Source organism: Agrobacterium sp. CG160-95, from assembly GCF_053521725.1.
Window position 1 is genome coordinate 858,635 of record NZ_JBNWDU010000002.1, and the last position, 26,643, is coordinate 885,277.

The following is a 26,643-nucleotide window of genomic DNA, read 5'->3' on the forward strand; positions in this document are numbered from 1 at the left end:
AGTGAAGATACAGGTACGCATAGGCGTCCAGGGAAAATCAGATAAACGGGTTTTATCTGATTTTCCGTTGCTTTTCAGTTCTTTACTTAAAATGTCTTTCTTCGCTACTTGTCGCTGAATGACTTGTTAGCATCAACCTCGACGTGCCGCTTCGATGGTGGCGACGTCGATTTTCTTCATATCCATCATTGCCGCGAAGGCACGTTTGGCCTCGGCGCCGCCGGCAGACATTGCTTCCATCAACACCCGCGGGGTGATCTGCCAGGAGATGCCCCATCGGTCCTTGCACCAGCCGCAGGCACTTTCTTCTCCGCCGTTGCCGACGATGGCATTCCAGTATCGGTCCGTCTCTTCCTGATCCTCAGTCGAAATCTGGAACGAGAAAGCCTCGGTGTGCTTGAATGTCGGCCCACCGTTGAGGCCGATACAGGAGACGCCTGCCACCGTGAATTCCACCATCAGCACGTCCCCCTCCTTGCCGGAGGGGAAATCGCCCGGCGCCCGATAGACGGAATTGACGGTGCTGTCGGGAAAGGTCTCGGCATAAAATCTGGCTGCGGCCTCGGCATCCCTATCGTACCAGATGCAGATCATGTTCTTCTTCACGGCGTGTTCCTCCCAAAAGAAAGCCCCATTCGGTAAACAATGTCGCCATGCGCCGATCGTTCCGAAAGGAGGCGGGAAGGTGCAATTTTGCAAAGGAATAAAGGTTGTGCGTCATGACGGTGCCGGCGCGATGATCAAACACGACGCGCATGGATATTTAAATCCAGCGCCTCACCCTTCGGCGATAGGCATCATGCCGGGCCCAGCCGCGCCCGTTCTGAAGAATAAATATGAAACAATGTCTCTTTGTAACGTGAAGAGCGTGCTTGACCCAATATGCAGATTTTTGCGGCAGGAAGACGCGTATTGCCCAAATTTCGCCCTTACCATCAACTCGCGTGATCAAGGTCAAGATTATCCTTAAATATTATTTAATAATGTAATCATATTGTTGGTGAACGATTTTCAGTAGAAACTGTCCAGCTGCCATCGGAGGATCGCGCGTGAGTTTTCTTGATCGTGGTGCCAATGCTTTCGCGGTTCTTGCCGCGCTCTCCAAATCTCAAGCCATCATCGAATTTGATATGGCCGGAAAGATTCTCGCCGCCAACGAGAATTTCTGTCGTGCGCTCGGTTACGAGCTGGCGGAAATAGTCGGCAGACATCACAGCATGTTCGTTGAACCTGAAGTCGTGTCATCGCAGGACTACAAGGCCTTCTGGTCAAAGCTTTCGGCCGGCCAGTTCGATCAGCGGCAGTACAAGCGCATTGGCAAGGGTGGCAGGGAAGTCTGGATCGAGGCCTCCTATAATCCGGTGTATCGTCGCGGCAAGCCGGTGAAAGTGGTCAAGATCGCCACGGATATTACCGAGCGCAAGCTGAAGGCGGCGGAAGATGCGGGCAAGATCGACGCCCTGTCGCGGGCGCAGGCCATCATCGAGTTCTCTCCTAACGGCGAGGTCCTGACGGCCAACGAGAATTTTCTGGCGGCGCTCGGCTATTCGCTCGCCGAGGTGCAGGGAAGGCATCATTCGATGTTCTGCGAACCCGCCTACACACAGTCCCCGCAATATGCGCAATTCTGGAAAAGGCTTGCCGGCGGCGATCTGGTGGCGGATGAATTCATGCGGCTTGGCAAGGGCGGTCGCAAGGTTTTCATTCAGGCCTCCTATAATCCGATCTTCGATTTGTCCGGCAAGGTGTTCAAGGTCGTCAAATTTGCCACCGACGTGACTGGACGTGTTGAAAATGTCGAAAAGCTCGCGCAGTCCCTGACCAATCTGGCTGACGGTGATCTTTCGCAGAGCATCGACAAACCCTTTATCCCCTCGCTTGAAAGATTGCGGTCCGACTTCAACGCAGCCTCGAAAAAGCTCAAGAAGGCCATGACGCTGGTCTCTGAAAATGCCGGCGCCATTTCTTCGGGGTCGAATGAAATAAGATCCGCGGCCGACGATCTCGCCAGACGTACGGAACAGCAGGCCGCCTCTATCGAGGAAACGGCTGCAGCCCTCGAGGAAATCACCACCACCGTCAATGATTCAAGCCGCCGGGCGGAAGAGGCTGGAAAAATCGTTGGCCGTGCCCGCGACCATGCCGAACATTCAGGTCAGGTTGTGCGCGATGCGATCAGTGCCATGGACCAGATCGAAAAATCGTCGCGTGAGATTTCGAATATTATCGGCGTTATCGACGAGATTGCCTTTCAGACCAATCTGCTTGCGCTGAATGCAGGCGTGGAAGCTGCCCGCGCAGGCGAAGCAGGCAAGGGTTTTGCCGTGGTCGCGCAGGAAGTTCGCGAACTTGCGCAACGCTCGGCGACTGCCGCAAAGGAAATCAAGAGCCTGATCAACGCGTCTGGCACGCAGGTTGAAAACGGCGTTGGCCTTGTTACCAAAGCGGGCTCTGCCTTGCAGGAAATCGCGGAACAGGTGCGCGACATCAACACCAATGTCGTAGCGATCGTCGATGCCGCGCGCGAACAGTCGACCGCGCTCGCCGAGATAAATCAGGCAGTCAACACCGTTGACCAGGGAACGCAGCAGAATGCCGCGATGGTTGAGGAGCAGACGGCTGCCAGCCACAGCCTTGCACGGGAAGCGGCAGCGTTGTTTGAGCTTTTAGGGCAATTCCGGTTCGATGACGCATCGCACTCGACATCGTCGTCGCGGAGCGGCTTCGAGCAGCAGGCTACCTTTGCCACTCCGCGTCGCCCGGCATCCCGCCCGCTTGCGGTGCGCGGTTCCGCTGCAGTCGCCGTCGAACATGAGGATTGGCAGGACTTCTAAGCACACAAGATGGCCTTGCCGACGCGGAAATGCGACCTTTATTCTGGACGCATGGAAGCCTCGGCAAGGCCCAAACCGAAGCTTCCATTGAAGAAGAGCCGTAGGTCTGGGCATATCTTGCAGAATGCCTGATAATCGGCGTATCGGGCGTGGGATTTGCGGGGAGTTTTGCTTGGCGGGGATATCGACACGCTGCGTGAGTCTTGCTCTGTGGTTGCTGGCGCTTGCCAGTGGCACGACCGGGGCCGAGGAGAAGGCCGATGGCAAAGTCTCCTGCACCTACACCCATGATGTCGCGCCGGAATTGTGCATCCGTGTCGAAAGCTACAATAACGACCTGTGTCACGCCATCGAGGTTCTGGCCGGGCGCCACGCCGTTCCGCCGGATTATTTCGCCCGGCTCATCTGGCGGGAAAGCCTGTTCCGGGCCAATGCGGTCAGCCCGAAGGGCGCGGAAGGCATAGCACAGTTCATGCCTGGAACCGCAAAGCTGCGCGGTCTCAAAGACAGCTTCAACATAATCGCCGCACTCGAGGCCTCTTCCCGGTATCTGTCCGAGCTGAATACGCAGTTTGGCAATTTCGGTCTCGCCGCCGCAGCTTATAATGCGGGCGAGGCGGGATTGCGGAATTTTATCGCGACCGGTCGGCTGCCGACGGAAACCCGGGATTATGTGTTTGCGATAACGGGATATCCGGTTGAGAAATGGAAGGACAATCCGCCGGAAAAGGCGGCCCCGGCATTGGATGAGACCCGCTCCTTCATCGATGCCTGTCTGCGTCTGGCCGATACGCGAACGATGAACGATCCTGTCCTCATCTCGTCGGCCGACTGGGCGCCCTGGGGCGTGCAGCTTGCCGCCCATTATAATCCGGCGGTGGCGAACCGGCTTTTTACCCGCGCCATTGGCCAACTATCCGGGCCGCTTAATGCCGAGCGGGCTTTGATCGTGCGGCAGCGAGGCGGCAATTTCGGTTCGCGCCCGCGTTATGCCGCCCGCATCGGCCGCAATACACGCGCCCAGGCCAACGAGCTTTGCGGCGAAATCCGCCAGGCCGGCATTCCCTGCACCGTGTTCCGCAACAGATGAGAACACCTGTATGACCCTGTCGATCATAACAAGTTGATCAGCATCTGGGTCGCACCTCCTTTCAGAGCAAAATTATCGAGCCTAGATTGCAACGCTGACGACGGAACGTGTCGGCTGATGGTATTCTGTGAGGGAAGAAAACTGAAAATGAGATGGCTTGAAACGGGATGTCTGGTCGGCGTGCTGGCCGCCATTTCTGGGTGCGCCACGACCGGGCAGACGGACGCATCGCAAACGGTGGCGAGCCTCGTGGGCCAGCCCCTGGATGCGGCTATCGCCAGACTCGGCCGTCCTAACAAGGTGATCATCGACAAGGGCGCGACGGAATCCTATTGGCTGAAGGTGGATGTTGAGACCTATGCCGGCCTCTCCAACAAGCGGGAAATCCGCACCTTGAACGGGCAGGTGCGGATATCGGAAACGGAAGGCATGAAGATCAAGGAGCATCGCCGCGACTGCATCATCAAGATCACCGCGGATCCCGCTTCCACCATCAAGACCAGCGAAATCATCGGCAATCCGGCCAATTGCGAGAACATTATCAATCGCCCAAACACCTGAGGCGGTCGCATTCGAGACTGTTACATCGCTTCGAACGACCGAACCACCGTAAGAGGTGGATTGTGGGCGATCTCCTAATATGCGACCATCCGTGCCGGAGGATGCGTGCATGGTATCGACGCTGTCGCATATACGAGAGATCGAACGTGTCGGCATGGGCGCGGTCAGCCCCCGTGATACGCCGGTCATCCAGTCCTGGCTGCGCTGCCTCAATGACTACAAGCTCGACCCAACGATCGCGCAGGAAGCCTATATCGTGCCCGAGCTGAAGCTTCGGGAGCATCGCGAGCAGGCCGAGGAGCTCATCCGTATCGGCCGCTCCGGTCTCGAAGCCCTGTTCAACCAGATTGCCGAGCAGAATTACGTCCTGTTGCTGTCGGATGCCCGCGGCGTTACCGTCGATTTCATGGGCGACCCGACCTTCGACAACCAGTTGCGGAGGGCGGGGCTTTACCTTGGCTCGGAATGGTCGGAAAACCGGGCCGGTACCTGCGCCGTTGGCGCCTGCCTCGTTTCCGGCGAGCCGGTGATCATCCATCAGGATGACCATTTCGATACCAGCCATATCGGGCTGACCTGCACTGCGGCGCCCGTCTTCGATACGCTCGGCGATCTCACCGCCGTGCTCGACATTTCCCAGCTGCGCTCGCCGACGGCCAAGGCCAGCCAGCAACTGGCGCTGCATCTCGTTGCCTCCACCGCGCGGCGCATCGAGCTTGCCAATCTCATGACCCGCACCCGCAATGACTGGGTGTTGCGTCTTGCCCGTTCACCTGAGTTTCTTGACGTCGATCCCGATGCGGCGATCGCCCTTGATGGCAGCGGACGTATCACCGGCATGACCCATGGTGGCTTCGGGGCGCTGGCGCGCTCCATGAACATGCACGGCCTTGCCACCCGCGATTTTCTCGGCCAGCCGATTTCCTCGGTCTTCGATATCGATGTGGACGACCTGCCGCGCTTTATGCGCGGGCGGCCGAATGGCGAGCGGCTTTTGCGCGCCCGCAACGGTCTGGTGCTTTTTGCCAGCGCGATCGCGCCCGCCGTCAGCATTCGCGCTCCTGTCACGCCTGAGCCACGCTTGCCGCGAGCGCTGAGGGACATGAGCAACGGCGATCCGGCGATGGAAAAGGTGCAGGCACGGGCAGCAAAGCTTGCCGCCCGCGATATTCCCATCCTCATTCAGGGTGAGACGGGCAGCGGCAAGGAATATCTAGCACGGGCGATCCATGACAGCTGCAACAGCGACGGTAATTTCGTTGCCGTCAATTGTGCGGCAATCCCGGAGCATCTGATCGAATCCGAATTGTTCGGTTACACACCCGGTGCCTTCACCGGCGCCAGCCAGAAGGGCAAGCGCGGTCTCATCGAGGAGGCAAGTGGCGGCACTTTGTTCCTGGATGAGATTGGCGACATGCCGCTCTCTCTTCAAAGCCGCCTGTTGCGCGTGCTTTCGGAAAACGAGGTGCAGCCGGTTGGCGCATTGAAAGCCAAGCCGGTGCGTCTGAGAGTACTGTCCGCATCGCACCGCGATCTTGCCGAGCTGGTGAAGGAAGGCCGTTTCCGGCAGGACCTCTATTATCGCCTGAACGCCGCAACGGTGACGCTGCCGGCGCTGCGGGAGCGCGAGGATCTCGGCTGGCTGATCGATCAGTTTCTCCGCCGCATCGAGAAGGAAAACGGCGAGACCTACAGGATCGATAAGGCGGCACGGGCAATTCTGCTTGACCATGACTGGCCGGGCAATCTGCGCGAACTCTTCAATGCACTGCGGGTTGCAGCCGCGCTTTCCGATGGCGGCAAGATCGATCCGGGTAGCCTGCCTGAACACCTCTTTGCCGAAGTCGCCACCGATGATGCTTTGCGCGATGACGACGATCTGCGCCGGGCGCTGAAGGACTGCGGCAACAACGTCTCGGCGCTGGCGCGAAGCCTCGGCGTCAACCGCTCCACCATTCACCGCCGTCTCAAACGCCTGAATTGACTGCGTCCGAACCGGTGCGACCATTGCAACACCTGTTGCACGGAACCTGTTGCATTCTGCCGGCGAGCCTCAGAGCTGAATTTGTAACCAATTGAAAATACGTCAAGATATGGCGCAAGCCATTCTGGCATGCCGCTTGCTGATCCTTCTGTGCAAGAACTACAGGAGGAAATGCAATGAAGGCACTGCGCTTTCACGCCGCCAAGGACCTACGCATCGAGGATGTGGATACGCCACCCGAGCCCGGTCCGGGTGAGGTGCTCGTCGAAAACAAGTTCTGCGGCATCTGCGGTACGGACCTGCACGAATATGCCTATGGCCCGATCTTCGTGCCGAAGGAGCCGCATCCTTTCACCGGCGCGCACGGGCCGCAAATTCTCGGTCATGAATTCGGCGGTGTCGTAAAGGCCGTAGGCGAGGGCGTTAGCCATGTAAAGCCCGGCGACCGGGTATCGATCCAGCCGCTCATCATGCCGCGCCATGGCGACTATTATGCTGATCGCGGTCTTTATCACCTGAGCACAAATCTCGCTCTCGCCGGTCTGTCCTGGCATTCCGGCGGCATGGCGCAGGCCGCTCTTCTCAACGACTATAACGTCCAGCCGATACCCGATGCGCTCTCCGATCAGGAAGCGGCCCTCATCGAGCCGACGGCAGTCGCGGTTTATGCCTGCGACCGTGGCGGTGTCACGGCCGGGAGCAGCGTGCTTGTGACCGGTGCCGGGCCGATCGGCATTCTCGTCGCCATGGCGGCCAGGGCGGCCGGTGCCTCGCAGATATTTCTTTCCGATCTCAACGACACGCGTCTGGCGCTGGCGCGGGCGGCGCTTGGCGAGGTGCGCACGATCAATCCCAAGACGGAAAAAGTGGGCGATGTCATCCGCGCCGAGACCGAAGGCAATGTTGGCTGCGATGTCGCCATCGAATGCGTCGGCAATGAATATGCGCTGAAGAACTGCGCCGATGCCGTGCGCAAGCAGGGCGTTGTGGTGCAGACCGGCCTCCACCCCGGCGAAAACCCGCTGAACTGGTTCGACGTGACCTTCAAGGACATCGATATCCGCGGCTCCTGGGCCTATCCGACTCACTACTGGCCGCGTGTTGCCCGGCTGATCGCCAGCGGCCAGATCCCGGCGAGCCGGATCGTTACCAAAAACGTCTCACTCAGCGAGGCGGTCACGGAAGGGTTCGACCAGCTGCTCGACCCGGCCGGCAAACATCTGAAGATCCTGATCGACCTGTCGCGATAGGCCGATTTGAAGTGCGGGGCGGTTGAGGAGCCGTCCCGTTTCCACATTGAGCAGGAGGAGGAATACATGCTCGACAAGCCCCCCACCACCCGCCTTCAGGCGCTTCTCGATACGTTCGGGGCAGCACTCGAAGCTGGCCGCATCGATGATGCCGTTAATCTGTTTGCCGAGGATTGCTACTGGCGCGACCTCGTTGCCTTTACCTGGAACATCAAGACCGTTGAAGGTCGCGATCAGGTGCGCGACATGCTGCAGGCGCAGCTTTCGACGGCCAGACCCACAAACTGGCGCATCGCTACCGGCGAGGAGGCAACGGAGGCGGATGGTGTGCTTGAAAGCTGGATCACCTTCGAGACGGCGACAGGGCGCGGCTACGGCCTCGTGCGCTTCAGGAACGGGCAGATATGGACGCTGCTGACGGCGCTTTCCGAACTGAAGGGCCATGAGGAAAAATCGGGCTTCACCCGCCCGCTCGGCGCAAGGCACGGCCAGAACCTTGGTGCCAAAACCTGGATGGAGGAGCGCGAGGAGGAAGCGCGCACGCTCGGTTATGACAAGCAGCCCTATACCGTCATCATCGGCGGTGGACAGGGCGGCATCGCGCTCGGCGCCCGGTTGCGCCAGCTCGGCGTGCCGACGATCATACTCGAAAAGAACGAGCGGCCGGGTGACAGCTGGCGCAAGCGCTACAAGTCGCTCTGCCTGCATGATCCGGTCTGGTACGACCATCTGCCTTACATCGATTTTCCGAAGAACTGGCCGGTCTTTGCTCCCAAGGACAAAATCGGTGACTGGCTCGAATTCTACACGAAGGTGATGGAACTGAACTACTGGACCCGCTCCACTGCCAAATCCGCCAAGTGGGACGAGGCGGCGAAGGAATGGTCGATCGTCGTCGATCGCGACGGCGAGGAAGTCGTGCTCCGGCCAAAGCAACTGGTCTTTGCCACCGGCATGTCCGGCAAGGCTAATATTCCGGATTTCAAGGGGCGCGAGCGCTTCAACGGCGATCAGCACCATTCCTCGCAGCATCCGGGGCCGGATGGGTACAGGGGCAAGAAGGTCGCCGTGATCGGTTCCAACAATTCGGCCCATGATATCTGCGCCGCACTCCACGAAGCGGGTGTCGATGTGACCATGATCCAGCGCTCGACGACCCATATCGTCAAATCCGACACGCTGATGGATATAGGGCTCGGTGCGCTCTATTCCGAACAGGCCCTGGCGAATGGGGTGACGACGGCGAAGGCCGATCTCATCTTCGCGTCGCTGCCCTACCGGATCATGCATGAGTTCCAGATCCCGCTTTACGACAAGATGAGGGAGCGCGACGCTGATTTTTACGCCGCACTGGAAAAAGCCGGGTTCCAGCTAGACTGGGGTGCGGATGGCTCGGGCCTCTTCATGAAGTACCTGCGGCGCGGCTCCGGTTATTATATTGATATCGGCGCCTCGCAGCTGATCATCGATGGTAAGGTGAAGCTTGCCGCCGGTCAGGTGGACGAGATCACCGAAAATTCGATCAAGCTCGCTGACGGCAAGGAGATTCCTGCTGACGTCATTGTCTATGCGACGGGATATGGTTCGATGAATGGCTGGGTCGCCGATCTCATCGATCAGGAAACGGCAGACAGGGTCGGCAAGGTCTGGGGTCTCGGTTCGGATACGCCGAAAGACCCGGGGCCGTGGGAAGGCGAGCAGCGCAACATGTGGAAGCCGACGCAGCAGGAGGCACTGTGGTTCCACGGCGGCAACCTGCACCAGTCGCGGCATTATTCGCAATATCTCGCCTTGCAGTTGAAGGCGCGTATGGAGGGGCTTCCTACACCTGTCTATGCATTGCAACCGGTTCACCACACACGCTGACCACGGGTATTTCGATCGATAACGGTAATGTACAAAGGGGGCGGAACATTCCGCCCCCTTTCTGAATCCAATGCGGGCAATGCCAAACGGACGCCGCCCGGTTTCTGTGGATCACGGCAACCGCTGTTGTTAGTGTGAGCCTCTGCGCATATGTTGGAAAACTCAATATCGATTTCCGGCCAAAGCGGACAGAAGCACAATGACCTCCCAGTTGGATTTTTTCGCTTCCGCGACGGCGCGGCTTCCTCAGGCTGAGCGCGGGCGAAAAGCGGATGGTCGTGAAACGACGCTGAAATCGGTTCCTGACGATGAGGCTCTGGCCGCACATCTCGAATCCACAGGCAATTACCGCGTCCTGCGCAAGTTGCAGCCGCGCGCGATCTGCGAGCAGCCCCGACCGGGGTTTCCACGTCAGGGCGTGATCCTCGACACCGAGACCACGGGCCTCAACCACCGAACTGACGAGATCATCGAAATCGGCGTCATTACCTTCACATTCGACGATCAGGGCACGATCGGGGATGTCACCGGGGTCTATGGCGGTCTGCGACAGCCGGGCACTTCCATCCCGGAAGAAATCACGCGCCTGACGGGTATCACCGATGAAATGGTTGCCGGACAGACGATAGACATCGACCGGCTGACCTCCCTTGTTGAAGGTGCTGATCTGATCATTGCCCACAATGCCGGCTTCGATCGTCCGTTTTGTGAGGCCTTCTCGCCGATCTTCCGCAATAAGGCCTGGGCCTGCTCCGTTTCTGAGATTGACTGGAGTGGTCGGGGTTTTGAGGGCAGCAAGCTCGCCTACCTCATCGGGCAATCCGGCTATTTCCATGACGGCCACCGAGCAGTCGACGATTGTTTCGCTCTGCTGGAGGTGCTGGAACAGGTACGCGCCGGCCAAAGCGGGACGCCCTTCATGGAACTCCATGAAGCCAGCCAGCACTCCCGGGTTCGCATTTACGCGGAGAACAGCCCGTTCGACATGAAGGATCATCTGAAAAAGCGGGGCTATCGCTGGTCTGATGGTTCCGATGGCCGGCCGAAATCCTGGTGGGTGGAACTGGCGGAGGAAAAGCTCGAAGAAGAGCTGCATTTCCTCCGAACCGAAATTTACCGCTGGGACGCCGATCCCACGGTCAAGTATCTGACGGCATTCGACCGGTTCAAAGCCGGCTAGAAAGAAACCGCGACGGCCGTACCGTCAAGTTTGCACAGCTCTGCGTTTTTTTTGGTGTTTGTCGATTTTCTTGCTCAAAATTTGAGCGAGTAGGCGCGAGCTTTTTCGCGGCATTTTGATTTTAAAACAATATCTGTTCTGGCACGGGCTTTGCTTTCAGTCTTGTATGCAAGATTTACATACCAAGCAGGACCGTCAGATAAACATCGAAGAAGCCATCGTTTCCGGCATTCTTTCGGCGCGCATCCGGCCGGGCACGCGGCTCAGCGAAAATCAGCTGGCTGGACTCTTCTCCGTTTCACGTACGCGGGTACGGGAGGCGATGATGCGGCTGGAAACACGTGGCATCGTCCATGTCAGCGCGCGGCGAGGGTGGTTCGTCGTCGAGCCCTCCGCCGAGGAGGCGATGACCATCTATGAGGCGCGGCGGATTATCGAATCCGGATTGCTTCGCAGCATGCGGATGCTGTCGGAGGAGGGGCGCAAGGTCCTCGTCGCGCATCTTGAGGAAGAGAAAGTCGCAATAGCCGCAGGTGACCGCCAGCGCCTTACCTGCCTCATGGGCGATTTTCATATCCGCATCGCCGAGCTTTGCGGCAATGCCGTGCTCATCGAGCTGCTACGCGATCTGACCGCCCGGACAATTCTGATCTCCATGCTCTACCAGTCGGAGTTTCATGCCCTCCAGTCCCATGAGGGGCATTGCCGTATCTTCGACGCGATGGCTGCGGGCGATTTCGTGAGGGCGGCGGAGCTTTCCATCGAGCATCTGGACGAGGTGGAAACCGGCCTCGACCTCACACGACGCCCCGATCCTCTCGCCGGCCTTCGCCGGTCGCTCGCCCTACCGGAAATGAATGGCGGCGATCCGGATAAAATTCACATGCAACACAATCAACACAAGGAGAATGACATATGATCTTCAGACGGACCCTCATCGCTGCCGCCGCCATGGCTGCCGCCTTTGGTCTTTCCGCGCCCGCCAAGGCGGATGCCCTTGCCGACATCACCGCACGCGGCACGCTGCGTGTGGCCGTACCGCAGGATTTCCCGCCCTTCGGTAGCGTTGCTGCTGATATGACCCCGCAGGGTTATGACATCGACATGGCCAAGATGATCGCCGACAAGCTGGGCGTGAAGGTGGAACTCATCCCGGTCACCAGTGCCAACCGTGTTCCCTATCTCCAGACCAACAAGGTCGATCTCGTTATCTCCAGCCTCGGCAAGAATGCAGATCGTGAAAAAGTTATTGATTTCTCTGATGCTTACGCGCCTTTCTTCAACGGCGTTTTCGGCCCGGCCGACGTCGCGATCTCCAAGGCCGAAGACCTTAAGGGCAAGACCATCGCCGTCACGCGCGGTGCCGTCGAGGACCTGGAACTGACGAAGGTCGCGCCTTCGGACGCCACCATCAAGCGTTACGAGGACAATAACGGCACCATCTCTGCCTTCCTTTCGGGCCAGGTGGAAGTTGTCGCGACAGGCAACGTGGTTGCAGCCGCCATCCTCGCCAAGAACCCCCCGAAGCGTCCGGAATTGAAGTTCCTCATCAAGAACTCTCCCTGCTACATCGGCCTCAACAAGAACGAGCCGGCCTTACTGGAAAAGGTCAACGCCACCGTAGCTGCGGCCAAGGCCGACGGCTCGCTGAATGCGATCGCCACCAAGTGGCTTGGCCAGGATCTGCCGAAAGACCTTTGATCATCGTTTGCCATGGTCATCCCGGATCCGCCGGGATGACGCCTTTCTCCACCGGCGCAAGGGGACTGTTTCTTGAGCTATCAATTTGATTTCCTGTGGCTTGGCGAATATTGGCCACAAATTGCCAAAGGCATCGCCATTACCAGCCAACTCACGCTGGTCGGCGGCGTGGTCGGCGTTTCACTTGGCATCGCCTGCGCCTGGGCCCGGGCGCTCGGACCTTCATGGTTGAAGCCCATCGTCGGCACCTATGTGGAGCTCATCCGCAATACGCCTTTTCTGATCCAGTTGTTTTTCATCTTCTTTGGCCTGCCTTCACTTGGTTTCAAGCTTACAGAGCTGACCGCGGCCAATCTGGCGATGATCGTCAATCTGGGCGCCTATAGTTGCGAGATCATCCGCGCCGGTATTCAGGCGACGCCGAAGGGCCAGTTCGAGGCGGGCGCGAGCCTTGCCATGACGCGCTTCGAAACGTTTCGCCATGTGGTGCTCACACCTTCGCTGCAACGCATCTGGCCGGCGCTTTCCTCGCAAGTGGTGATCGTCATGCTCGGCTCGGCCGTCGTCTCGCAGATTGCGGTGGAAGACCTGACCTTTGCGGCGAACTTCATCCAGTCGCGCACGTTCCGCGCCTTCGAAGCCTACATCCTGTCAACTGTCATCTACCTGCTGCTCGCCATCTTGTTGCGGCAGGGCATGCTGGCGCTCGGCAGCTTTCTTTTCCCGAGGAGGGCGGCACGATGACTGAATTCACCTTTTGGGACATTCTGCGCAACCTGCTGCTCTCCACCCGCTGGACGCTGTTGCTATCGCTCGTTTCCTTCATCGGCGGCGGTATGGTGGGCATCGTGCTTCTTTGGTTGCGCATCAGCCCGCGCCGGGCTTTGAACCGCGCTGCCCGCATCTATATCGAAGTCTTTCAGGGCACCCCGCTGCTAATGCAGCTTTTCATCGCTTTTTTCGGCCTCGGTCTCCTCGGGGTTGATGTTCCGGCCTGGCTTGCCGCTGGCGTGGCGCTTATCCTCTGGACCGCTGCCTTCCTTGCGGAAATCTGGCGTGGCTGCGTTGAGGCGATTGCGAAGGGCCAGTGGGAGGCGTCCGCCAGCCTTGCCATGGGCCGCCTGCAACAGATGCGTTACGTCATCCTGCCGCAGGCGCTCAAGATCGCCATTCCGCCAACGGTCGGTTTTTCCGTGCAGGTCGTCAAGGGCACAGCACTCACCTCCATCATCGGTTTCGTTGAACTGTCCAAGGCCGGCACGATCGTCACCAATGCCACCTTCCAGCCCTTCACCGTCTATGGGCTGGTTGCTCTCATCTATTTCGCCCTCTGCTGGCCGCTGTCGAAATCCAGCCAGTTCCTAGAAAGGAAGCTCAATGTCGCTCATCGAAATCACTGAAGTCCACAAGAGCTTTGGCGACAATGAGGTGCTGAAGGGCATAAATCTGGATGTCGAACCCGGCGAGGTGATCGCCATCATCGGCAAAAGCGGCTCTGGAAAATCGACGCTGCTTCGCTGCATCAACGGACTGGAGACGATCAGCGCCGGCTCGATCCAGGTGGCAGGTGCGCAGTTGCTGGACGATGAGCTGCATCTGAAGGCATTGCGGCTGAAGGTCGGCATGATCTTCCAGCAATTCAACCTCTTTCCGCATCTGACGGCCGGCGGCAATGTCATGCTTTCGCAGATGGTGGTGAAAAAGGTCACCAAGCCGGAGGCCGAGGTGACGGCGCGCAGGATGCTGGAGCGTGTCGGGCTGGCGCACAAGTTCGATGCCTATCCGGATGAACTGTCCGGCGGCCAGCAGCAGCGCGTGGCGATTGCCCGCGCCCTTGCCATGCAGCCTATCGCCCTTCTCTGTGACGAGATTACCTCGGCGCTCGACCCCGAACTCGTGTCTGAGGTGCTAGCCGTCGTGCGCGAACTGGCAAAGGAAGGCATGACCCTGTTGATGGTGACGCATGAAATGAAGTTTGCCCGCGACGTCTGCTCGCGCGTCGTCTTCATGCATCAGGGCCGCGTGCACGAGATCGGCCCGCCGGAAGATGTTTTTGCCAATCCCCAGACGCCGGAACTCAAGCAGTTCCTTGGCATGATCTAAGCACAGTACCGACGCACGCGACCGGAGCGGTGCGTGCGTCGGCAGTAGCCTTTGTGTTGTGTTTGCCGGGAAAATGTCCGCCATTCCAGTGGTGTCAGCCAGTTCGTTTCGATGGCACTCTTTTCCCGATTTCATGTTTCGCTGTCGGTCGCTCAGATCGCATACAATTTCCGCACCAAATCGAAAACAATCGATGTAAATTTGAGCAGGCCGGTGACGGGACCGGTGGGCACATCGAAATTCCCTCTTTATATCAATGGCAAAGCCGATTGGCACGGCTCCTGCATGACAAAGACGTCGCAGGAGAGTGTTCATGAGCAAAGCCGCAGCAATCGACATCGCTTCCGTTTCCAAGATTTATGGCAACACCACCGCGGTGCATGCCATAAGCCTCAAGATACCGGCAGGAAGTTACTGCTGCCTGCTTGGTCCTTCGGGCTGCGGCAAGACCTCGACACTGCGAATGATCGCCGGCCACGAAAGCATTTCAAGCGGCGATGTCAGGCTTGGTAATGTGGTCGTCACCGATCTGCCGCCCGCCAAACGCGGCACGGCAATGATGTTCCAGTCCTATGCGCTGTTTCCTCATCTCGATCTCGTCGACAACGTTGCCTTCAGCCTCAAGATGAAGGGGGTGGACAAGGAAGCGCGCCGCGCCAAGGCGCTGGAGATGCTGCGGCTGATGCAGCTCGAACCCTATGCCACCCGGCGCCCGGCCCAGCTTTCCGGCGGGCAGCAGCAGCGCGTGGCGTTGGCTCGCGCGCTTATCACCGACCCCGAGGCGTTGCTGCTGGATGAGCCGCTTTCGGCACTCGATCCTTTCCTCAAGATCCGTATGCGGGCCGAGCTGAAGAAGCTGCAAACCTCGCTCGGCATCACCTTTGTTCACGTCACACACAGTCAGGAAGAGGCAATGGCGCTGGCCGACGTCATCGTCGTCATGAATGACGGCCGCATCGAGCAGGCAGCGACACCGCGCGAGTTGTTTGAGCGCCCGGCCACCGCTTTCGTCGCCCGCTTCATGGGCGATCACAATGTCATTTCCGGCCGGTTCAAGGAAAAGAACGGCGATCTCGTCACGCTGGAGGTTGCAGGCGGCGGCACCTTCACGGCGGGCGGCGTTGCCCCGGATGACGGCGCGGTCGATATCGCCGTTCGTACCGACCGTGTGCGCGTCGGCGAGGCGGATCAACCCGGTTTCGGTTTTACCGGCATCGTCTCGAATGTCGAATATCGCGGTGCAAGCGTGAAGATCGCCGTGACCGGCGCGGGCATTGAGGATTTCAACGCCATCCTCAGCGACGTCGCCTTCTTCGAAAAGCCGGTAAAGACCGGCGACGCCATACCGCTTTCATGGAATGCGGCCGATGCCATCGTGCTCGGCCGGGTAGAGAAGTGACCCCAAAAATAACCAGAGGAGAACTTTGAAATGACCGACAACTCCAACAGCAACAAGGGCCTGTCCCGCCGCGGCCTTCTAAAGGCAGGTGCCGCGGCAACAGGCGCGGCCATCGGCTCCGGCCTTGTCACCGGTTTCCCGACCATATGGGCGCAGAACCCGATCACGATCCGCCAGTTCGGCACGGGTGTTTCGAACCTCAATGCGATTGCCGAAAAGTGCAAGGCTGATCTCGGTATCACGCTGGAGATGACGGCGACGGATTCGGATGCGGCCGCGCAGCGCGCCGTGACCCAGCCGAACTCCTACGATATCGCCGACATCGAATACTGGATCCTGAAGAAGGTCTACCCGGCGGGTGTCATTCAGCCGATGGAAATCAAGAAGCTGAAATATTACGACAAGATCGTTCCGCTGTTCAAAAACGGCAAGCTGACGCCCGATAGCGTCGTGGCCCAGGGTACCGCCCCGCACACGGTCGGTTTCGTCGAAAAGCCCGGCGACAAGAAGTTTGCGAAAAGCGAAACCGATTATTTCACCATGGTTCCGACCATCTACAATGCCGATACGCTCGGCATTCGCCCCGATCTCGTCGGCCGCGATATCACCAGCTGGGCCGATATCATGGACCCCAAGTTCAAGGGCAAGGCCTCTATCCTCAACATCCCCTCCATCGGCATCATGGATGCGGCGATGATCATGGAAGCCATGGGCAACATCAAATATGCCGACAAGGGCAACATGACGAAGGAGGAGATCGACAAGACCATCGACTTCCTCATCAAGGCCAAGAAGGACGGCCAGTTCCGTGCCTTCTGGAAGAGCTTCGATGAAAGCGTCAACCTCATGGCGTCGGGTGAAGTCGTGATCCAGTCCATGTGGTCGCCCGCCGTCGCCGCCGTTCGCTCCAAGGGCATCGCCTGCAAATACCAGCCGCTCAAGGAAGGTTATCGCTCGTGGGGCGGCGGCCTTGGCCTTGCCAAGCACCTCTCCGGTGCCAAGCTGGATGCGGCTTACGAGTATATCAACTGGTACACGTCCGGCTGGGTCGGCGCCTACCTCAATCGTCAGGGCTATTACTCCGCCGCCATGGATACGGCCAAGGAACATATGTCGGCCGACGAGTGGGGTTACTGGGTCGAAGGCAAGCCCGCGCAGGGCGATATCATCGCGCCTGATGGCAAGGTCATGGAAAAGGCCGGTGCAGTGCGCGACGGCGGTTCGTTCCAGGAGCGCATGGGCAAGGTCGCCTGCTGGAACTCCGTCATGGACGAGGACCGCTACATGGTTCGTCGCTGGAACGAGTTCATCGCGGCCTGATCTTCTCACCTTTCGCAGACATGAGGCCGCGCCGACGCGGCCTCTCTTTCACAGGCAGCCAGCAGGAGAAAAGCCTTGGTGACAGTCAGATTCATCGGCGTGAGCGAAAAAAAGGACAAGCCGTCCCGCAGCTTCGCCCTGCCGCAGAAGCTTGTGTCCTATATTCAGGCCACACCGCTTTTCCTGATCCTCGGCTTTTTCCTGCTTTTACCGATCGTCATGATCGCCGTCGTCAGTTTCTGGGATTATGATTTTGCCCAGATGTATCCGGGTTTCGTGACCTTCAACTATACCGAGACGCTTGGTTCCTGGGTCACGTGGCAAACCTATATCAACACGCTGAAATTCGCCGCCATCGTCTGGGCGATCACGCTGTTCTGCGGTTTCTGGGTCGCTTATTTCCTCGCTTTTCATATCCGCACCACCACCATGCAGATGGTTCTGTTCCTCGTCTGCACCGTGCCTTTCCTGACGTCGAACATCATCCGCATGATTTCCTGGATTCCCGTTCTCGGGCGCAACGGTCTGGTCAACAGCGCGCTGGTCAGCGCCGGCATCGTACCTGCGCCAATCGAATGGCTGCTCTATTCGGATTTTGCCGTGGTGCTGGCCATGGTGCATCTTTATACGCTTTTCATGGTCACACCCATCTTCAACACGCTGATGCGCATCGACAAATCGCTGATCGAAGCGGCGCGCGATGCCGGGGCCACTGGCTGGCAGACCCTCTGGAACGTTATCATTCCGCTTGCCAAACCTGGCATGGCGATCGGCAGCATCTTTGTCGTGACGCTTGTCATGGCCGATTTCTCCACGGTTCAGGTGATGTCCGGCGGGCAGAGCGCGTCGGTGGCACTGATGATGAAGAACCAGATGTCGCTGCTGCAATATCCCGCGGCGGCCGCAAATGCCGTCATCCTGCTCATCCTCGTTCTTCTGATGGTCGCGGGCATCCTGCGCATCGTCGATATCCGCAAGGAGCTGTGACCCATGCATTCGGAAAAACGCGGCCGTGAATTCTATGTCCTCGCCTTCTTTTTTCTGCTCTTCGTGCTGTTCCTCTACGGCCCGCTGTCGGCAATCCTCATCCTGGCCTTTCAGGGGCCGAATGGCGGACTGACCTTTCCACTCAACGGTGTTTCGCTGCACTGGTTCGGCAATCTTTTCGAACAGCAGGCGGTCGGCGATTTTGGCGGCGCGTTCCGCCGTTCCTTCGGGCTTGGCGTCATGGTCATGGTCGTCACGGTGCTCGTCTCGCTTTTGGCGGGTCTCGCTTTCCGGCGCAAATTCATCGGCGCGACGCCGCTATTCTATCTTTCCGTCGCAAGCCTCGTGGTGCCATCGATCATCATATCACTCGGTATCGGCGTTCTTTTCCAACAACTTGGGCTGGAACCTTCATGGTATACATCAGCATTTGGCGCGCATCTGACCTGGACGCTGCCATTCGGCGTGCTCATCATGTTGGCGGTTTTCAACCGTTTTTCTCCATCCTATGAAGAAGCCGCCCGCGATCTCGGGGCATCCGCCTGGCAGACCTTTGCCCATGTGGTGCTGCCGATGATTGCACCGAGCCTGATAGGCGTCGGCCTGTTCGGCTTTACGCTTTCCTATGACGAATTTGCCCGTACGCTGATGACGTCAGGCACCTACAACACCCTGCCGCTGGAAATCTACGGCATGACCACCAACGTCACGACGCCAGTGCTTTACGCGCTCGGAGCCGTCACTACCCTTTTCTCCTTCCTGGTTATTGCGGCCACGCTTGGCCTGATCGTTACTCTGAACCGTCGCCATTCGCGTTGATGAAAAAACAGAACATGCGCATCCTCGTCATTAATCCGAATACGACGCAATCCATGACAGCGACGATCGCCGACGCGGCGACGCGGGCGGCCAGTTGCGATACGGAAATCCTGGCAGTGACCTCTTCCATGGGGCCTGTCTCCATCGAAGGATATTACGATGAGGTTTTCGCGGTACCCGGCCTGCTGCTCGAGCTTGCCAAGGCGCCGACGCTTGGTGCCAGGGCAGCCGTCATCGCCTGTTTCGACGACACCGGGCTCGATGCGGCCCGCGCGCTCGCCGACATACCCGTAATTGGGATTTGCGAAGCGGCGGTTTCAGCCACGGCATTCATCGCGCAGAGGTTTACGATCGTTACGACGATGGAGCGTTCGCGGCTGCCGCTCGAACATCTCGTTCACCGTTATGGCATGTCTGCCCGCTGCAATGTGCGTGCCGCCGATATTCCCGTCCTGTCGCTGGAAGATCCGGCATCAAATGCCAGGGAGAGGCTGCGGGAAGAGATTTCACTGGCCCTGCGTCAAGATCGCGCCGAAGCGATCGTGCTTGGCTGTGCAGGTATGGCGGATCTGACCGCCGAGCTGCGCAGCGAATTCGGCGTGCCTGTTATCGATGGCGTCGCTGCGGCGGTGAAACAGGCGGAATCGCTGGTATCGATGGGGCTTTCGACCGCCAAGCGCGGCGCCTACGCCACGCCACTCGCCAAGCCCTATCGCGGATTGCTTGAAGCGTTCGGGCCGGACAGGCTTTCCGGGGTGTCTGTGGACGGTTGAAACAGCCGTTCCAATGTGTTCGGGCGGTGACGCGGTCTGCCGTAAAATGCACGCGAATATTTCCCAGAAATCGGCGACGGATTTTGCGCGGGTCTGCGTTAAAGTGGCAAGGTGCGGGACATCCTCACTGAAGCCGCCGTCATTCCGCATGGATTTCGCCCGTGTCCGACAGGACAGTACGGAGACAAAGCCCGATACATGGTAAGCGATCCGGATGCAGATTTGGTGGCGGATGTCGCTGCGGGAGATGTCCGCGCGATGCAGGCTCTGGTGACGGCCAAACTGCCGAGGATCATGGCGCTTGCCACGCGTATGCTGGGTGATCCGGCAGAGGCGGAAGACATCGCCCAGGAGACCTTCCTGCGCATATGGAAACATGCAGGCACGTGGCGGCAGGGGCGTGCGAAATTCGACACATGGATCCACCGGGTGGCGCTGAACCTCTGTTACGACCGGTTGCGAAAGCGCCGGGAAATATCGGTTGCTGAGCCGCCCGAACAGATTGACGGCAGTGTGCTGCCCGATGCCGCCCTGCCATATGATGGTGACGAGAGCGGTGCCGTGGCGCGCGCCTTGCAGGCCATACCCGCGCGACAAAGGGAGGCGATCGTTCTGGTCTATTATCAGGAGATGTCGAACCGCGAGGCGGCTGATGTCATGCATGTCAGTGTGGACGCACTGGAAAGCCTTCTGGCGCGTGGCCGCCGGGCACTCCATGCGATTTTGAATGAGGGCGACCAATGAACGGGGCGAAGAAGACGCTCATGGATAACAAGGTTTTTTCCGATCTTGTGGCTGCCTATGGTGCCGATCCACAACGCTGGCCGGAAGACCGGCGGCTGGAGGCCATGGCTTATGCGGAGACGGCAGACGGCAGGCGCCTGATTGCGCAGGCGGCACCTCTCGATTTTATGCTGTCGGCATATCGTCTTCGCGACCCTTCGGCCATGCTCAACGCGAAGATCATGGCGCAGGCAAAGGCGCAGACCACCAGACGCAGATGGATCGTCCGGTACGGGCTGGGTGCGGGCATGATCGGCATCAGCCTTGCGGGCGCGCTGACGGGAGCGGTTGCCGTCATCAACCTCACGCCACCGCCCGCCCTGACATTGGGCGATACGTTGACCGCGTTCGGAAACCTGCAAACCGAAAACGAAATGACCGAGGAGACGAAATGAGCGATCAGAATTTCCGCTGGATAGTCGTTGTCCTTCTCGTCGCGAATACATTTCTTGTCTGCGCGCTTGCCGGCGCAGGGTTCGTTTATCTGCGGAACGACCCGGCCGCTGCCGCTGCCCGCATGCCGCTTGCGGGCGAACAATTGCCAAAGACCGAAAGGGAGGCCTTCCGGCGCAGCCTTAGCGATGCACGCAGGACCATGCGTGAAACCTCCGCCGAGGCGCGCCAGGCGCGTATCGAGGCGGCGTCCCTGATGGGGGCAGAAACGCTTGACCCGGAGGCATTGTCCGCAGCGCTCGAGCGTGCCCGCAAGGCGGAATATGAGGTACGCGCCGCAACCGAGATGCAGGCCGTGGAGTTCGCCCGCACATTGTCACTAGAGGCGCGGCGCCGGCTGGCGGAAGGCTTGCTTGCCCGTGAGGCGCCGAAACCGGCCACGAAATAATCACATTTCAAAAGCGACGGATTTTGGCCCTGGCGCCCGTTGAAAGGTCGATAACGAAACGGAGTTCGTATCGGCCATGTCAAATTCCAGGGAATTGGATGCAGCACTCTGTCTGTGGCGTTTCGGCCTCGGCGCGCGTGAAGGCGATATCCAGGCGATCAAAGACGACCCACGCGATCTGTTGCGGCTGGAAATTACCGAACGCGCCACACCAATTCCTGTCGGCGCACAGCTTCATTCCAGCGCCGATCTTCTGATATCGCTGATGGCGTATAACAAGGAGATCAAGGCCGAGCGTGAAAAACCTGCTGTCCTTGCCGTCGCGGCCACCACCGGCGCCGCGGGTGCGACCGCAGGGGCCATGAGCCCACCATCGCCGGCAATGGCAATTGCCGCAAACGCTATGGACAATGCGGGCATGGTGCCGCCTGCCAGTGCTTCACAGGACAAGAAGCCGGACGTGCCGGACACCAGGCGCCCCTATTTTCCCCAGCAGATACTGCTTGCGGAGGCGGACGCCCGCTTCAACGGCACGATACGCCAGCCGCTGATCGGTTTTGGCGAGCGGTTGGCAATGTTCTGGGCCAATCACTTCGCGGTTGCCACCGGCAAGGGCGGTGATGTGCACATTCTCGCCGGCGCTTTCGAGCGTGAGGCGATCCGTCCGCATGTCTTCGGCAATTTCGAGGATATGCTGGTCGCAGTCGAGACCCATCCCGCCATGCTGTATTTTCTCGACAATCAGCAATCGATCGGACCGAATTCGCAGGCCAACAGGAACGGCAAGCGCGGGCTCAACGAAAACCTCGCGCGCGAAATCATGGAACTGCATACGCTCGGGGTGGATGGCGGCTATAGTCAGGCCGATGTTACAGCACTTGCCCGCATCATCACCGGCTGGAGCGTCTATCGCGACGAGAAGCGTCCGGGTCCGCTTGGCCGATTTTCCTTCAACGCCAACAACCATGAACCCGGCGACCATGCCGTGATGGGCATCACCTATGGTGAAGCGGGGGTAGAGCAGGGGCGGCGGGCGCTGCGAGATCTCGCGCATCATCCGGCGACGGCCAGCCATCTCGCTTACAAGCTGGTACGGCATTTCGTCAGCGACCATCCACCACCGGAACTGGTGGCGAAACTTGCTGCCGCCTACACCAAGAGCCACGGCGATCTTTCCGCTACCTATATGGCGCTTATCGAGGCTGAACAGTCTTGGAGCCCGGCGCTGACCAAGCTCAGACCCCCGTTAGATTTCGTGACGACCGTCATCAGGGCGAGTGGAATAGTGCCAAAACCCGAGCAGGTAATTTCAGTGCTCAACGCATTGGGTCAGCCGCTGTGGAACCCCTCCGGACCGAACGGTTTTGCCGATGTCACCGATAGCTGGGGTTCTTCCGAGGGCCTGGCGACGCGTATCGATGCCGCCAGTCTGTTCGCTCATCAGGTTGCGGGTTCAATCGATCCGCGCGACTTCGTCGCAGACCGGCTGGGGCCGCTTTTGTCCGAGGAGACGAAAAAGGCCGTGCAGCGGGCTGAGAGCAAACCGCAGGGACTGACGATTGCTTTCCTTTCCCCCGAATTCCAGAGGCGTTGACCATGCTGTGTGAACATCTTTCCCCCACCCGCCGCGCTCTTCTTGGCACAGGCGGCGCGCTTTTTGCCTGGGCCTTCATGCCGCGTTTTGCTTTTGCTGCCGGCGGGCGCGACCCACGTTTCGTCACCATCATCCTGCGCGGCGCGCTCGACGGGCTGACCGCCGTGCCGCCCGTCGGCGACCCCGACTATGAGGCGCTAAGGCAACAGATCGCCATGCGCACTGAAGGCGACAATCCAGCCCTAGCGCTGGATGGTTTCTTTGCGCTCCATCCATCCCTTCGCAATTTCCAGCGGCTGTACCGGAAGGGCGAGGCAGCGGTGGTCCATGCCAGCGCTACCGGTTATCGTGACCGTTCGCATTTTGATGGCCAGGATGTGCTGGAATCGGGTTTTCCGACCCCCGGCCATGTCGAGACGGGTTGGCTGAACCGTCTGCTCGAACAGTTGCCGGCGGGTGAAACCATCAATCCAGCTGCGGCCGGGCAGCGGGTGAGCGGCCTTGCCATTGGCGCCAGCGCTCCGCTTGTCATTCGCGGCAAGGCACCGATATTGGGATGGGCGCCATCCGTTCTCAAACCCGCCGATGGCGATCTCGCTCCGCGCCTTGCCGATCTCTACGGCCAGACGGACCCGATGCTGGCGGCATTGCTTGCCGAGGGCATCGAAACCGGCAGGATCGCCTCCGGCGTCGATATCAAGGCGCGCGGTGGTCCGGGTGATCCCGTTGGCATGGAGCAGATGGCGCGCGGTGCAGCACGGCTGATTGCGCACCCGGAAGGGCCGCGCGTTGCGGCGCTGGCCTTCGAGGGTTGGGACACCCATGCCCATGAGGTCGACCGTCTTTCAAAATTGTTGAGCGGGCTGGACAATGCGCTTGCCGCCTTCGAGCAGGAGCTGGGGCCGGTCTGGAAGGATACGGCTATATTGGTCGCCACGGAATTTGGCCGCACCGCCCGTATCAACGGTACCGAAGGAACTGACCACGGAACGGCAACAACGGCCTTTCTCGCCGGCGGCAGCATCCGTGGCGGGCGTGTCATCGCCGATTGGCCCGGCCTCAAGCTCGCGCAGTTGCGGGATGGGCGGGACCTTGCGCCCACGACGGATATTCGCGCGATCATCAAGGGCCTCGCGGTCGATCATCTCGGCGCAAGCGCTGCCATGCTCGACAAGGCGGTCTTTCCCGGTTCGGAGGCAATCCGGCCCATGAAGGGACTAATCGTCTGAGGCTCGAAAAGGCGTGAAACGAAGATATGGCGCGCGTCGAACGATCCCGTTCATCGAGGATGCGCTTCCGCCTCTTCATATCCCTGTCATAATAGTGTCTGATATCGATATCGTTTTTGATACGGACATTGTGTAGACGAACAGCCGTTGCACGCTCAGGGAGCTTTTTCGTGAAGTCGTCAACGCAAACCATCCGCACTGAAGCGGCCACCCCTCGAGGCGGCACGCCCGGCGAAGTTTTTACGGCGTTCCTGAAGCTCGGGGTCACCTCCTTCGGCGGTCCCATCGCCCATCTCGGTTATTTTCGCGATGAGCTGGTCGTGCGGCGCAAATGGATCGATGAGGCGGGTTATGCCGATCTCGTGGCGCTCTGCCAGTTCTTGCCGGGGCCGGCCTCCAGCCAGGTCGGTTTTGCCCTTGGGTTGCTGCGGGCAGGGCCGCTCGGTGCGCTGGCGGCCTGGACGGCCTTCACCCTGCCATCCGCTATCCTCCTGCTTCTCTTCGCCATGGTCGCCGCGTCGATAGAAGGGCCGGTCGGCAATGGCCTGTTGCATGGCCTCAAGATCGTTGCGGTCGCCGTGGTGGCGCAGGCCGTCTGGGGCATGGCAAAGAGCCTTGCTCCAGATAGACAGCGTGCCAGCATCGCGCTCGTCGGCATCATCTGCGTCGTGTTTGTCGCGGGCGCTTTTGGCCAGATTCTGGCGCTTGCCTTGGGTGCCATTGCGGGGCTTTGCTTCTGCCGCAGCGAGGCCGCGCGTCAGGCATCCCATCTCGCATTCCGGGTGCCGAAAAGTGTCGGATACATTGCGCTTGCCACTTTTGCGCTCCTGCTGGCCTTCCTGCCGGTCTTCGCGGCGATGGCGGGCTCGCAAGGCCTCTCATTGTTCGATGCGTTCTATCGTGCCGGCGCCCTTGTCTTTGGTGGCGGCCATGTGGTGCTGCCGTTGCTGCAATCGGCAGTGGTTTCCACGGGCTGGGTGACGGAAGATGCGTTTATCGCCGGTTACGGTGCAACCCAGGCCGTTCCCGGCCCGCTGTTCACCTTCGCGGCCTACCTCGGCGCTGTGGTGGGGCCGCAGCCGAACGGTATTGCGGGAGCAGTCATTGCGCTTGTCGCGATCTTTCTGCCGGGCATGCTACTGCTCGTCGGTGCGCTGCCCTTCTGGGAGGGCTTTCGCAAGCACCTTCTGGCGCAGGCTGCCATGCGCGGCGCAAATGCCGCCGTCGTTGGCATTCTCGGGGCCGCGCTTTATGATCCGGTGTGGACAAGCGCCATATTCATGCCGAAGGATTTTGCACTTGCGCTGACGGGTTTCATCCTGTTGACGGTGTGGAAGACGCCGCCATGGATCGTGGTGGTCATCTGCGCGATTGGTGGCGTTCTGCTCGCCCTGTCATAGGCCGTCTTGCGCAGGACCGATATTGGTAAACATCCAGTCCGAGAAGGCCTGCATGGCTGGTGTCGGCGGCTTTGATTGCAGCCTCGTCAGCCAGTAGCTGCCAAGCGATATGGTGACGGGGAAGGGCTGGACGATAGTCCCGGATGCCAGATGCCGCGAGAACATCGATGGCGGGGCGAGCGCCACGCCGAGCCCTTGCAATGCGGCCTCCATCATGCCGAGCGAGGTATCGAAAACGATGCCGGCATTCACCTGCGCCACCGGTGTTACGCCAGCCGCGGCAAACCACGTGGCCCATTCGTCAGACCTGTAGCTGCGCAACAGCGTGGCGTCCGCGAGATCAGTGGGGGATTTCAGTGTCTCCGCCAGTTTCGGCGTACAGAGAGGCGAAAGGGGCGCCTCGAAAAGCCGGAATGCATCCGTGCCATGCCAGGAGCCCTGGCCGAATCGAATGGCGAAATCGAGGCCTTCGGCGGCCATGTCCACGCGGTTGTTGTTGGTGGAAACGCGCACGTCGATGAACGGGTGCCGCTTTTGAAATTCCCTCAGCCGCGGCAGCAGCCAGCCCACGGCAAAGGTTCCCACGACGCCTAGAAACAGCAGTTCGCGCACCTGACCGGCTTCGATCCTGTCGAGCGTGATCGCCATCTGGTCGAAAGAGCTGGTGACCGTCGGTAGCAGGGCTTCGCCTTCCGCGGTGATTTTCAGGCCTCTTGGAAGCCGTTGAAAAAGGGAAACCCCCAGTCGTTTTTCGAGGCCCTTCACCTGTTGGCTCACAGCCGCCTGCGTCACGCAGAGTTCTATGGCCGCGCGGGTGAAACTGAGGTGCCGCGCTGATGCCTCAAATGCCCTCAAGCCGTTCAGTGGAAGAAATTGCCGAACCATTCAAGACCTAGATTTTATTATGCCTCGTCCGAGATATCATGATT

The 26,643-nt window shown here is 59.5% G+C and carries 26 protein-coding genes; 23 read left to right on the top strand and 3 right to left on the bottom strand.

Features of this window, described 5'->3' with window-relative positions; genetic code table 11:
• Positions 1 to 132: 132 nt before the first annotated feature.
• Both ACQZ63_RS10560 and ACQZ63_RS10565 read right to left on the bottom strand, forming a co-directional pair.
• The gene (locus ACQZ63_RS10560) at positions 133 to 606 is read right to left on the bottom strand and encodes a VOC family protein (protein WP_026330970.1); all 474 of its coding nucleotides are present in this window, start codon (positions 604 to 606) and stop codon (positions 133 to 135) included.
• A complete protein-coding gene (locus ACQZ63_RS10565) occupies positions 572 to 757 on the bottom strand; it encodes a hypothetical protein (protein WP_019566439.1) in 186 nt (61 codons plus the stop codon). Before ACQZ63_RS10565 ends, ACQZ63_RS10560 begins: the two co-directional genes overlap by 35 nt.
• A gap of 292 nt (positions 758 to 1,049) precedes the next feature.
• Here ACQZ63_RS10565 and ACQZ63_RS10570 point away from each other — a divergent pair, with 292 nt between their 5' ends.
• The 23 genes from ACQZ63_RS10570 (at position 1,050) to chrA (ending at position 25,714) form a co-directional block, all read left to right on the top strand.
• Complete coding sequence (locus ACQZ63_RS10570; protein ID WP_003517811.1) at positions 1,050 to 2,834, top strand: methyl-accepting chemotaxis protein; 1,785 nt, start codon at positions 1,050 to 1,052, stop codon at positions 2,832 to 2,834.
• Positions 2,835 to 3,030: 196 nt separating this feature from the next.
• Positions 3,031 to 3,924 carry a lytic transglycosylase domain-containing protein gene (locus ACQZ63_RS10575; RefSeq protein WP_026330969.1) on the top strand — a complete coding sequence of 298 codons (894 nt, stop codon included), beginning with the start codon at positions 3,031 to 3,033 and terminating at the stop codon, positions 3,922 to 3,924.
• Between the two features lie 147 nt (positions 3,925 to 4,071).
• Positions 4,072 to 4,485: a hypothetical protein gene (locus ACQZ63_RS10580; RefSeq protein ID WP_019566437.1), complete on the top strand. Its 414-nt coding sequence runs from the start codon at positions 4,072 to 4,074 to the stop codon at positions 4,483 to 4,485.
• Positions 4,486 to 4,594: 109 nt separating this feature from the next.
• The gene (locus ACQZ63_RS10585) at positions 4,595 to 6,469 is read left to right on the top strand and encodes a sigma-54-dependent Fis family transcriptional regulator (RefSeq protein ID WP_019566436.1); all 1,875 of its coding nucleotides are present in this window, start codon (positions 4,595 to 4,597) and stop codon (positions 6,467 to 6,469) included.
• A gap of 176 nt (positions 6,470 to 6,645) precedes the next feature.
• Positions 6,646 to 7,719 carry a 2,3-butanediol dehydrogenase gene (locus ACQZ63_RS10590; protein WP_112681980.1) on the top strand — a complete coding sequence of 358 codons (1,074 nt, stop codon included), beginning with the start codon at positions 6,646 to 6,648 and terminating at the stop codon, positions 7,717 to 7,719.
• Positions 7,720 to 7,785: 66 nt separating this feature from the next.
• A complete protein-coding gene (locus ACQZ63_RS10595) occupies positions 7,786 to 9,585 on the top strand; it encodes an NAD(P)/FAD-dependent oxidoreductase (RefSeq protein ID WP_113556252.1) in 1,800 nt (599 codons plus the stop codon).
• Positions 9,586 to 9,784: 199 nt separating this feature from the next.
• Positions 9,785 to 10,765, top strand: a complete 981-nt coding sequence (locus ACQZ63_RS10600; RefSeq protein ID WP_112681978.1) for a 3'-5' exonuclease — start codon at positions 9,785 to 9,787, stop codon at positions 10,763 to 10,765.
• 166 nt (positions 10,766 to 10,931) lie between these two features.
• A complete protein-coding gene (locus tag ACQZ63_RS10605) occupies positions 10,932 to 11,684 on the top strand; it encodes a GntR family transcriptional regulator (RefSeq protein ID WP_003517798.1) in 753 nt (250 codons plus the stop codon).
• Entirely contained in the window at positions 11,681 to 12,466 is a 786-nt protein-coding gene (locus ACQZ63_RS10610) for a transporter substrate-binding domain-containing protein (protein WP_113556251.1), read from the top strand. Before ACQZ63_RS10605 ends, ACQZ63_RS10610 begins: the two co-directional genes overlap by 4 nt.
• 72 nt (positions 12,467 to 12,538) lie before the next feature.
• A complete protein-coding gene (locus tag ACQZ63_RS10615) occupies positions 12,539 to 13,210 on the top strand; it encodes an amino acid ABC transporter permease (RefSeq protein ID WP_003517793.1) in 672 nt (223 codons plus the stop codon).
• Positions 13,207 to 13,866, top strand: a complete 660-nt coding sequence (locus tag ACQZ63_RS10620; protein ID WP_019566432.1) for an amino acid ABC transporter permease — start codon at positions 13,207 to 13,209, stop codon at positions 13,864 to 13,866. The genes ACQZ63_RS10615 and ACQZ63_RS10620 overlap by 4 nt, the downstream gene beginning before the upstream one ends.
• Positions 13,844 to 14,569 carry an amino acid ABC transporter ATP-binding protein gene (locus ACQZ63_RS10625; protein ID WP_019566431.1) on the top strand — a complete coding sequence of 242 codons (726 nt, stop codon included), beginning with the start codon at positions 13,844 to 13,846 and terminating at the stop codon, positions 14,567 to 14,569. Before ACQZ63_RS10620 ends, ACQZ63_RS10625 begins: the two co-directional genes overlap by 23 nt.
• A 313-nt stretch (positions 14,570 to 14,882) precedes the next feature.
• The gene (locus ACQZ63_RS10630) at positions 14,883 to 15,968 is read left to right on the top strand and encodes an ABC transporter ATP-binding protein (RefSeq protein ID WP_019566430.1); all 1,086 of its coding nucleotides are present in this window, start codon (positions 14,883 to 14,885) and stop codon (positions 15,966 to 15,968) included.
• 30 nt (positions 15,969 to 15,998) lie between these two features.
• Complete coding sequence (locus tag ACQZ63_RS10635) at positions 15,999 to 17,288, top strand: ABC transporter substrate-binding protein (RefSeq protein WP_003517786.1); 1,290 nt, start codon at positions 15,999 to 16,001, stop codon at positions 17,286 to 17,288.
• Between the two features lie 75 nt (positions 17,289 to 17,363).
• Positions 17,364 to 18,275 (top strand): ABC transporter permease, encoded by a 912-nt coding sequence (locus ACQZ63_RS10640; RefSeq protein WP_019566429.1) that lies wholly within the window; start codon positions 17,364 to 17,366, stop codon positions 18,273 to 18,275.
• 3 nt (positions 18,276 to 18,278) lie between these two features.
• Positions 18,279 to 19,094 (top strand): ABC transporter permease, encoded by an 816-nt coding sequence (locus tag ACQZ63_RS10645; RefSeq protein ID WP_113556250.1) that lies wholly within the window; start codon positions 18,279 to 18,281, stop codon positions 19,092 to 19,094.
• Between the two features lie 14 nt (positions 19,095 to 19,108).
• The gene (locus tag ACQZ63_RS10650; protein ID WP_025595993.1) at positions 19,109 to 19,867 is read left to right on the top strand and encodes an aspartate/glutamate racemase family protein; all 759 of its coding nucleotides are present in this window, start codon (positions 19,109 to 19,111) and stop codon (positions 19,865 to 19,867) included.
• A gap of 198 nt (positions 19,868 to 20,065) precedes the next feature.
• On the top strand, positions 20,066 to 20,611 hold the full coding sequence (locus tag ACQZ63_RS10655) for an RNA polymerase sigma factor (RefSeq protein ID WP_019566427.1): 546 nt from the start codon (positions 20,066 to 20,068) through the stop codon (positions 20,609 to 20,611).
• A 20-nt stretch (positions 20,612 to 20,631) separates the two neighbouring features.
• Positions 20,632 to 21,045, top strand: coding sequence for a hypothetical protein (locus ACQZ63_RS10660; RefSeq protein ID WP_233283675.1), 414 nt, complete (start codon positions 20,632 to 20,634; stop codon positions 21,043 to 21,045).
• Positions 21,042 to 21,491: a periplasmic heavy metal sensor gene (locus tag ACQZ63_RS10665; RefSeq protein WP_003517770.1), complete on the top strand. Its 450-nt coding sequence runs from the start codon at positions 21,042 to 21,044 to the stop codon at positions 21,489 to 21,491. The genes ACQZ63_RS10660 and ACQZ63_RS10665 overlap by 4 nt, the downstream gene beginning before the upstream one ends.
• Positions 21,492 to 21,567: 76 nt before the next feature.
• Positions 21,568 to 23,085: a DUF1800 domain-containing protein gene (locus tag ACQZ63_RS10670; protein ID WP_113556249.1), complete on the top strand. Its 1,518-nt coding sequence runs from the start codon at positions 21,568 to 21,570 to the stop codon at positions 23,083 to 23,085.
• Between the two features lie 2 nt (positions 23,086 to 23,087).
• Positions 23,088 to 24,314 (top strand): DUF1501 domain-containing protein, encoded by a 1,227-nt coding sequence (locus ACQZ63_RS10675; protein ID WP_025595996.1) that lies wholly within the window; start codon positions 23,088 to 23,090, stop codon positions 24,312 to 24,314.
• Positions 24,315 to 24,484: 170 nt separating this feature from the next.
• Entirely contained in the window at positions 24,485 to 25,714 is a 1,230-nt protein-coding gene (gene chrA / locus ACQZ63_RS10680) for a chromate efflux transporter (RefSeq protein WP_113556248.1), read from the top strand.
• Here the strand turns inward: chrA and ACQZ63_RS10685 are convergent.
• Positions 25,709 to 26,599, bottom strand: coding sequence for a LysR substrate-binding domain-containing protein (locus ACQZ63_RS10685; RefSeq protein ID WP_025595998.1), 891 nt, complete (start codon positions 26,597 to 26,599; stop codon positions 25,709 to 25,711). The genes chrA and ACQZ63_RS10685 overlap by 6 nt on opposite strands.
• Positions 26,600 to 26,643 lie beyond the last annotated feature (44 nt).

Bases quoted from the DNA above. Each gene is read 5' to 3' on its own strand.
- ACQZ63_RS10685 (WP_025595998.1), bottom strand. From the start codon at position 26,599: ATGGTTCGGCAATTTCTTCCACTGAACGGCTTGAGGGCATTTGAGGCA.
- ACQZ63_RS10605 (WP_003517798.1), top strand. From the start codon at position 10,932: ATGCAAGATTTACATACCAAGCAGGACCGTCAGATAAACATCGAAGAA.
- ACQZ63_RS10625 (WP_019566431.1), top strand. From the start codon at position 13,844: ATGTCGCTCATCGAAATCACTGAAGTCCACAAGAGCTTTGGCGACAAT.
- ACQZ63_RS10660 (WP_233283675.1), top strand. From the start codon at position 20,632: ATGGATAACAAGGTTTTTTCCGATCTTGTGGCTGCCTATGGTGCCGAT.
- ACQZ63_RS10650 (WP_025595993.1), top strand. From the start codon at position 19,109: ATGCGCATCCTCGTCATTAATCCGAATACGACGCAATCCATGACAGCG.
- ACQZ63_RS10645 (WP_113556250.1), top strand. From the start codon at position 18,279: ATGCATTCGGAAAAACGCGGCCGTGAATTCTATGTCCTCGCCTTCTTT.
- ACQZ63_RS10635 (WP_003517786.1), top strand. From the start codon at position 15,999: ATGACCGACAACTCCAACAGCAACAAGGGCCTGTCCCGCCGCGGCCTT.
- ACQZ63_RS10675 (WP_025595996.1), top strand. From the start codon at position 23,088: ATGCTGTGTGAACATCTTTCCCCCACCCGCCGCGCTCTTCTTGGCACA.
- ACQZ63_RS10665 (WP_003517770.1), top strand. From the start codon at position 21,042: ATGAGCGATCAGAATTTCCGCTGGATAGTCGTTGTCCTTCTCGTCGCG.
- ACQZ63_RS10585 (WP_019566436.1), top strand. From the start codon at position 4,595: ATGGTATCGACGCTGTCGCATATACGAGAGATCGAACGTGTCGGCATG.
- ACQZ63_RS10565 (WP_019566439.1), bottom strand. From the start codon at position 757: ATGCGCGTCGTGTTTGATCATCGCGCCGGCACCGTCATGACGCACAAC.
- ACQZ63_RS10580 (WP_019566437.1), top strand. From the start codon at position 4,072: ATGAGATGGCTTGAAACGGGATGTCTGGTCGGCGTGCTGGCCGCCATT.
- ACQZ63_RS10610 (WP_113556251.1), top strand. From the start codon at position 11,681: ATGATCTTCAGACGGACCCTCATCGCTGCCGCCGCCATGGCTGCCGCC.
- ACQZ63_RS10620 (WP_019566432.1), top strand. From the start codon at position 13,207: ATGACTGAATTCACCTTTTGGGACATTCTGCGCAACCTGCTGCTCTCC.
- ACQZ63_RS10595 (WP_113556252.1), top strand. From the start codon at position 7,786: ATGCTCGACAAGCCCCCCACCACCCGCCTTCAGGCGCTTCTCGATACG.
- ACQZ63_RS10655 (WP_019566427.1), top strand. From the start codon at position 20,066: ATGGTAAGCGATCCGGATGCAGATTTGGTGGCGGATGTCGCTGCGGGA.
- ACQZ63_RS10630 (WP_019566430.1), top strand. From the start codon at position 14,883: ATGAGCAAAGCCGCAGCAATCGACATCGCTTCCGTTTCCAAGATTTAT.
- ACQZ63_RS10600 (WP_112681978.1), top strand. From the start codon at position 9,785: ATGACCTCCCAGTTGGATTTTTTCGCTTCCGCGACGGCGCGGCTTCCT.
- ACQZ63_RS10590 (WP_112681980.1), top strand. From the start codon at position 6,646: ATGAAGGCACTGCGCTTTCACGCCGCCAAGGACCTACGCATCGAGGAT.
- ACQZ63_RS10670 (WP_113556249.1), top strand. From the start codon at position 21,568: ATGTCAAATTCCAGGGAATTGGATGCAGCACTCTGTCTGTGGCGTTTC.